At 71.4% G+C, this 7885-nt stretch carries 5 protein-coding genes; all 5 read left to right on the forward strand.

Translation table 11 applies throughout. From position 1 onward, the window contains the following. Positions 1-2152: YadA-like family protein (locus D588_RS0107970; protein WP_017915593.1), on the forward strand; the 2152-nt coding region annotated here is incomplete at its 5' end. 156 nt (positions 2153-2308) lie between these two features. Next, positions 2309-4204 carry a S8 family peptidase gene (locus D588_RS0107975; protein WP_017915594.1) on the forward strand — a complete coding sequence of 632 codons (1896 nt, stop codon included), beginning with the start codon at positions 2309-2311 and terminating at the stop codon, positions 4202-4204. A gap of 281 nt (positions 4205-4485) precedes the next feature. Beyond that, positions 4486-6216, forward strand: a complete 1731-nt coding sequence (gene gspE / locus D588_RS0107980; RefSeq protein ID WP_017908692.1) for a type II secretion system ATPase GspE — start codon at positions 4486-4488, stop codon at positions 6214-6216. Between the two features lie 139 nt (positions 6217-6355). Continuing rightward, a complete protein-coding gene (locus D588_RS0107985) occupies positions 6356-7570 on the forward strand; it encodes a type II secretion system F family protein (RefSeq protein WP_017908693.1) in 1215 nt (404 codons plus the stop codon). A 19-nt stretch (positions 7571-7589) separates the two neighbouring features. Then, on the forward strand, positions 7590-7885 hold a 296-nt coding region (locus D588_RS28465; protein ID WP_232764256.1), incomplete at its 3' end, for a hypothetical protein.

Here is a 7885-nt window from a genome sequence, read left to right on the forward strand (position 1 = left end):
GGGCGCGGGTGCGCAGGCCAGCGGCACGTTCAGCAGCGCCAGTGGCGCCGGTGCCGTCGCCAGCGGCCTGCAGGCCACGGCCGACGGCTACAAGGCCAACGCCGGCAGCGACTACAGCACCGCGGTCGGCGCCTTCAGCGCCGCCAGCGGCACTCGCACCAGCGCGTTCGGTTACGGCGCGGCGGCGGCGGGCAACTACGCCTCGGCGCTGGGCTGGGGCAGCACCGCCTCCGGCGCCTATGCCGCGGCGCTGGGTTACAGCGCCCGCGCCACCGGCGAGGATGCGACCGCGCTCGGCGCCTCGGCCTGGGCCACCGCGGCGCAGACCACCTCGGTCGGCCAGTTCGCCTGGGCTACGGCGCAAGGCGGCACCGCGATCGGCCAGAACGCCTTCGCCTACGGCGGCACCAATGCCACGGCGCTGGGCATCAACGCCTCGGCCAGCGGCGCCGGCAGCGTCGCCCTGGGCTCGGGCGCGCGCACCAGCGAAGCCAACGTGGTGTCGGTGGGTGGCGGCAACGGCGTCACTGCGCCGGCCACGCGCCGCATCACCAACGTCGGCGCGGCGGTCAACGCCACCGATGCGGTGAACAAGGCGCAGCTGGACGCGGTGGCCACCGCGGCCGGCGACACCAGCGCGCGCTTCCAGAGTTCCGGCACCGCGGTGGCCAGCGCCAGCGGCGTGGACAGCACTGCGGCCGGTGCCGGCGCCACCGCCAGCGGCCTGCGCAGTTCCGCGCTGGGCGTGGGCAGCGTCGCCGCCGGCGCCGGTGCCACCGCCAACGGTGCCGGCAGCTCGGCGACCGGTGCGCGCAGTACCGCGATCGGCCTGCAGACCAATGCGATCGGCGAGAACGGCGTGGCGATGGGCTACAACAGCTTCGTCCGCAACAGCGGCAGCAACGGCGTCGCGCTCGGCGCCAATGCCGGCGTCTCGGCGGACAACGCGGTCGCGCTCGGTGCCGGTTCGCGGGTGTACGAGGCCGACACCGTGTCGCTGGGCAGCGGCAACGGCCGTGGCGGCCCGGCGACCCGGCGCATCGTCAACCTGACCGCCGGCAGCGTCGCCGCCGGCAGCACCGACGCGATCAACGGCGGCCAGCTATACCAATCGCTGAGCAACATGGCCACGTTCCTGGGCGGCGGCGCCGGACTCGGCGCGCAGGGCCTGTTCGTGGCGCCGACCTACGTGATCCAGGGCGCCAGCTACAACAACGTCGGCGCGGCGCTGGCGGCGCTGGACGGCAAGGTCAGCGAACTGGATGCGCGCACCGGCGGCAGCGGCACTGCGGCACGCAGCGCGCGCATGGTCGGCACCAGTGCGGTGGCCGCGCAGGCCACCGAAGCGGCGACGCCGGTGTCCGGCAGCATCGGCACCGCGCAGGTCGGCGAAAGCACGGCGGTCGCCTCCAGCGCCACGGCGGTGGGGACCGCCGCGCGCGCCAACGACGTCACCGGCACCGCCATCGGTGGCAGCGCCTACGCGCACGGCCCCAACGACACCGCGATCGGCAGCAACGCCAAGGTCAATGCCGACGGCAGCACCGCGGTGGGCGCCAACAGCCACATCGCGGCGGTGGCGACCAACGCGGTGGCGATGGGCGAGGGCGCCAGCGTCAGCGCGGCCTCGGGCACCGCCCTTGGCCAGGGCGCCAGCGCCACCGCGCAGGGGGCGGTCGCCCTGGGGCAGGGGTCGGTAGCCGATCGTGCGCAGACGGTCTCCATCGGCAGCGCCGGCAACGAGCGCCAGCTCGCCAACGTCGCCGCCGGCACCCAGGCCACCGATGCGGTCAACAAGAGCCAGCTCGACAACGGCGTGGCTACGGCCAAGTCGTACACCGATGCACGCTTCGGCACCATGGCCGACAGCTTCGAGGTGCTGCGCGGCGACGTCGATGCGCGGTTGCGCGACCAGGACCGCCGCATCGACCGCCAGGGCGCGATGAGCGCGGCCATGCTCAACATGGCCACCAGCGCCGCCGGCATCCGCACCCAGAACCGGGTCGGTGCCGGCATCGGCTTCCAGAACGGCGAGTCGGCGCTGTCGGTGGGCTACCAGCGCGCCTTCAGCGACCGCGCCACGGTGACCATCGGCGGTGCCTTCAGCAGCGACGACAGCTCCATCGGCATCGGTGCCGGTTTCGGCTGGTGATCCATCGCGGACGGCGGCGCGTGCCGCCGTCCGCCACGCAATGGCCTGAGGGGGCAGACCACAGGACCTTGGCTGGGCCGGCCAACGGATTCGGTAGAGGGAGTTTTACGGCCGCAACTGTCGCCTGATCCACGAAACTTTGAAGAGGACGTCAACGTGATCGACAAGCAAAACCTTCGTATCAATGCCATCGCCGCCGCCATGCTGGCGATGTCGCTGGGAGCCTCGAGCGCGATCGCGGCCAGCGCCTCGGCGCCGCTGCCGGTCAAGGAACCGGGCAGGTCCGCGCCGGCCGATGCGGTGACCTCCAACCGCATCCTGGTGCGCTACAACGCCGGCACCGCCGCGGCCAGCGACCGCAGCGCCAAGCTGTCGACGGTGCAGTCGGCGGTGGGCCGTGCCAGCCTCGGCGGCAGCAACGGCATTTCGCGCGCGGCCGCAGCCAGCGTGCGCGCCGAGTATGTGCGGACCCTGGGCATCGGCGCGGACCTGATCCGCCTGACCGGCAAGCTGAGCAAGGCCGACCTGGACAAGGTGGTGGCGGAGATCGCCGCCGACCCGACGGTGAAGTACGCGCAGGTCGACGCCAAGCTGCGGCCGGTCGAGGTGCTGCGGGCCAAGACGCAGGTGCAGCCGCAGTTGGTGCCCAACGATCCGCTGTACGCGCAGTACCAGTGGCACTACAGCAACGCCACCGGCGGCATCAACCTGCCGGCCGCGTGGGACGTGTCCAAGGGCGACGGTGTCGTCGTCGCGGTGCTCGATACCGGCATCCTGCCGAATCACCCTGACGTGGCGGTGAACCTGCTGCAGGGCTACGACTTCATCTCCGACAAGGAGGTCTCGCGGCGTCCGACCGACGCCCGCGTGCCGGGCGCGCTGGACTACGGCGACTGGGTCGAGAACGACAACGAGTGCTACGCCGGCTCGGTGGCCGAGGCCAGCTCCTGGCACGGCAGCCATGTCGCCGGCACCGTCGCCGAAGCCACCAACAACGGCGTCGGCATGGCCGGCGTGGCGCCCAACGCCACCGTGCTGCCGGTGCGCGTGCTCGGCAAGTGCGGCGGCTACACCTCCGACATCGCCGACGCCATCGTCTGGGCCTCGGGCGGCACCGTGTCCGGCGTGCCGGCCAACCAGAACCCGGCCGAGATCATCAACATGAGCCTGGGCGGCGGCGGCGCCTGCGACAGCGCCACCCAGGACGCGATCAACGGTGCGGTGTCGCGCGGCACCACGGTGGTGGTGGCCGCCGGCAACAACACCGCCAATGCCGCCAACTTCAGTCCGGCCAGCTGCGACAACGTGATCGCGGTCGGCGCCACCCGCATCACCGGCGGCATCACCTACTACTCCAACTTCGGCGCCAAGGTGGACCTGTCCGGTCCGGGCGGCGGCGGCAGCGTCGACGGCAACCCGGGCGGCTACATCTGGCAGAACGGCTACAGCGGCGCGACCACGCCGACCTCCGGCAACTACACCTACATGGGCCTGGGCGGCACCTCGATGGCCTCGCCGCACGTGGCCGCGGTGGCCGCGCTGGTGCAGAGCGCGCTGATCGCCGCGGGCAAGGCGCCGCTGACCCCGGCCGCGCTGGAGACCCTGCTCAAGCAGACCGCGCGTCCGTTCCCGGTGTCGATCCCGTCCAGCACCCCGATCGGCACCGGCATCGTCGACGCCAAGGCCGCCCTGGCCAAGGCGCTGGAAGAGCCGTGCGATCCGGCCACCGAGCAGTGCGCGCCGCCGGCGACCGCGCTGACCAACAAGGTGGCGGTGGCGGGCCTGGCCGGTGCCGCGGGCAACGAAGCGCTGTACAGCTTCGAGGCCAAGGCCGGTGCGGTGCTGAGCTTCCTCACCTACGGCGGCAGCGGCAATGTGTCGCTGTATGTGAGCTTCGGCAAGGAGCCGGGCACCGGCAACGCCGACGCCAAGTCGACCCGTCCGGGCAACAACGAGACGGTGCGCTTCACCGCGCCGCAGGCCGGCACCTACTACATCAAGCTGGTCGGCGAGAGCACCTACAACGGCGTCAGCCTGGTCGCGCGCCAGTAAGCGTACGCGGCGCAGGGAAGCGCCATGCGGTTCCAGGAAACCCGGCTCCGGCCGGGTTTCCTGCATCTGCGGGCAGCGCCGTGTCGGCCCACTCCGCGACCGCTGCAGCGCGCAACGCGACTGCCCAGCATGTCCTGCCAGGATGTCAGGCCGATGACCGCGACGGACCTGCCGGTGCCGGTTCGCTGGCCGCCCGGTAGACAGCGGCGGGGGAGTGCGCCGGATTCGGCGTCGGGTCATGCCGAACTGCTAAAGTCGCACGGTCATCTGGGAGGGATCGCGTGAATGCGCTCGTGAAGGACACTGCCGTCGCCGTGGAGACGCCCGAAACCCGCATCATCGCGGCGTTGCTGGCCAAGGGCCGGCTCAAGGACGGCGACCTGGCGCGCGCGCGGCAATTGCAGCGCGAGTCCGGCGGCAGCCTGCTGGCGCTGCTGGCGCGCCTGGGCCTGGTCTCCGAGCGCGACCATGCCGAGCTCAGCGCCGAAGTCCTGGGCCTGCCCCTGCTCGACGCCAAGCAGCTGCCGGCCACCGCGCCGGAGAGCCTGCCCGAGGCGCAGCCGCTGTCGCTGCGCTTCCTCAAGCAGTTCCATGTGTGTCCGCTCGGCGAGCGCGACGGCGTGCTGGAACTGTGGATGGCCGATCCGCACGACGCGTACGCCGCCGACGCGGTGCGCCTGGCCACCGGCCTGCAGGTGCTGCCGCGGGTCGGCCTGCGCTCGGAGATCGACGACCTGATCGAGCGCTGGTTCGGCCAGGGCCGCAGCGCGATGGGCGCGATCGTGGAAACCGCCGACGGCGACAGCGTCGCCGCCGACGACATCGAGCACCTGCGCGACCTGGCCTCCGAGGCGCCGGTGATCCGCCTGGTCAACCTGGTGATCCAGCGCGCGGTGGAACTGCGCGCCTCGGACATCCATATCGAGCCGTTCGAGAGCCGGCTGAAGGTGCGCTACCGCGTCGACGGCGTGCTGATCGACGGCGAGAGCCCGCCGGCCAACCTGACCGCGGCGGTGATCAGCCGCGTCAAGATCATGGCCAAGCTCAACATCGCCGAGCGCCGCCTGCCGCAGGACGGCCGCATCATGCTGCGGGTGCAGGGCAAGGAGCTGGACCTGCGCGTGAGCACCGTGCCCACCGCGCACGGCGAGAGCGTGGTGATGCGCCTGCTCGACCGCGAAACCGTGGTGTTCGACTTCCACCGGCTCGGCTTCACCGACGCGTTCCTGCCGCAGTTCCGCAAGGTGCTGGAGCAGCCGCACGGCATCCTGCTGGTCACCGGCCCTACCGGCTCGGGCAAGACCACCACGCTGTACACCGCGCTGAGCCAGCTCAACACCGCCGACGTCAAGATCATCACTGTCGAGGATCCGGTCGAGTACCAGATCGAGGGCATCAACCAGATCCAGGCCAAACCGCAGATCGGTCTGGACTTCTCGCACGCGCTGCGCAGCATCGTGCGCCAGGATCCGGACATCATCATGATCGGCGAAATGCGCGACCTGGAGACGGCGCGCATCGCCATCCAGTCCGCGCTGACCGGCCACCTGGTGCTGTCGACCCTGCACACCAACAACGCCGCCGGCGGCATCACCCGCCTGCTCGACATGGGCGTGGAGGACTACCTGCTGACCTCCACCATCAACGGCATCCTCGCCCAGCGCCTGGTGCGGCGGCTGGAGCCGACCCATGCCGAGCGCTATGCGGCCTCGCCGGAGGAGATCGAGAAGTTCGAGCTGCGCCGGCTGCAGCCGGAAGGCGAGATTTTCCTGTACCGCCCGCGGCCCTCGGCGATCGCGCCGACCGGCTATGTCGGCCGCACCACCATCATGGAATTCCTGGTGATGAACGACGTGCTGCGGCGCGCGGTGATGCGCCACGCCGGCATGGGCGAGATCGAGCAACTGGCGCGTGAGGCCGGCATGCGCACCATGTACGAGGACGGCCTGGCCAAGGCACTCAGCGGCCAGACCACGATCGAGGAAGTGCTGCGCGTGACGGAGGAAACCTGATGCGCGCGGCGTGCGCTCCGGCGATGGCAGCCTGTTGCTTCGCCAGGCGCGGGCATCCCGTGTTCGAAAAGGCACGGGCCGCGCGCGATGCGCTCTCCCATTCCCGATTCCCCATTCTCCAGTCCCAGCTCCAGTCCTGATGCCGCTCTATCGCTACAAGGCCCTGGACTCGCACGGCGAGGTCTTGGAAGGGCAGATGGAAGCCGCCAGCGAGGCGGAGGTGGCGCTGCGCCTGCAGGAGCAGGGGCATATGCCGATGCAGGCCCGGCTCGCCGCCGAGGGCGGCGGCACCTCGCTGCGCGGGTTGTTCCGGCCCAAGCCGTTCGACGGCGCGGCGCTGGTGCAGTTCACCCAGCAGTTGGCGACGCTGCTCGGCGCCGGCCAGCCGCTGGATCGCGCGCTGTCGATCCTGCTCGAGCTGCCCGAGGACGAACGTTCCAAGCGCACCGTCGGCGACATCCGCGACGCGGTGCGCGGCGGCGCGCCGCTGTCCACCGCGCTGGAGCGCCAGCACGGGCTGTTCTCGCGCCTGTACATCAACATGGTGCGCGCCGGCGAGGCCGGCGGCAGCCTGCACGACACCCTGCAGCGCCTGGCCGAGTACCTGGAGCGCAGCCGCGAACTGCGCGGGCGGGTGATCAACGCGCTGATCTATCCGGCGATCCTGGTCAGCGTGGTCGGCTGCGCGCTGCTGTTCCTGCTCGGCTACGTGGTGCCGCAGTTCGCACAGATGTACGAGAGCCTGGACGTGGCCCTGCCGTGGTTCACCCAGGCGGTGCTGAGCGTGGGCCTGTTCGTGCGCGACTGGTGGATCGTGCTGCTGGTGGTGCCGGGCGTGACCATCCTGGCGGTGGACCGCAAGCGCCGCGACCCCGCATTCCGTGCCAGCTTCGACGCCTGGCTGCTGCGCCAGCGCTTCGTCGGTGTGCTGATTTCGCGGCTGGAGACCGCACGCCTGACCCGCACCCTCGGCACGTTGCTGCGCAACGGCGTGCCGTTGCTGGCGGCGCTGGGCATCTCCCGCAACGTGCTGTCGAACCTGGCGCTGACCGCCGACGTCGGCGCCGCCGCCGACGACGTCAAGAACGGCCATGGGTTGTCGGCGTCGCTGTCCAAGGGCAAGCGCTTCCCGCGCCTGGCGCTGCAGATGATCCAGGTCGGCGAGGAATCGGGCGCGCTCGACATCATGCTGCTGAAGACCGCCGACACCTTCGAGCAGGAAACCGCCCAGGCCATCGACCGCCTGCTGGCGGCGATGGTGCCGGCGATCACCCTGGTCCTGGCCTCGGTGGTCGGCCTGGTGATCATCTCCGTCCTCGTCCCCCTCTACGACCTCACCAATGCGATTGGGTGAGGTGCCACGCTTATGCGCCATGGCGCATGTGGCGCCGAACGCCCGGCCAGGGATGGCCGGGCCGGTGGTTCCGGCGCTCGCGATGCCGCGCCATGGACGGCTGCGCAGTCATCTGGCGCAGCGTACGAGCGAATCGAAGGAGGCCATGCGCTTGCGAACCGCAGGTTCGCGCATGGCCGAACGCCCGGCCATGGAGGGCCGGGCCGGTCTCTCCGGAGCCGGCGATGTGACGCCGCGCGGTCGCGGCCGGGAACCTTCCGCCGCCGCCCCTGTCCCATTGCCAGCGGCGCCGCGCGCGCCGGCCGCGGCCGTGCG

It is taken from the genome of Xanthomonas sp. SHU 308 (assembly GCF_000364645.1).
Taxonomy (GTDB): Bacteria; Pseudomonadota; Gammaproteobacteria; order Xanthomonadales; family Xanthomonadaceae; genus Xanthomonas_A; species Xanthomonas_A sontii.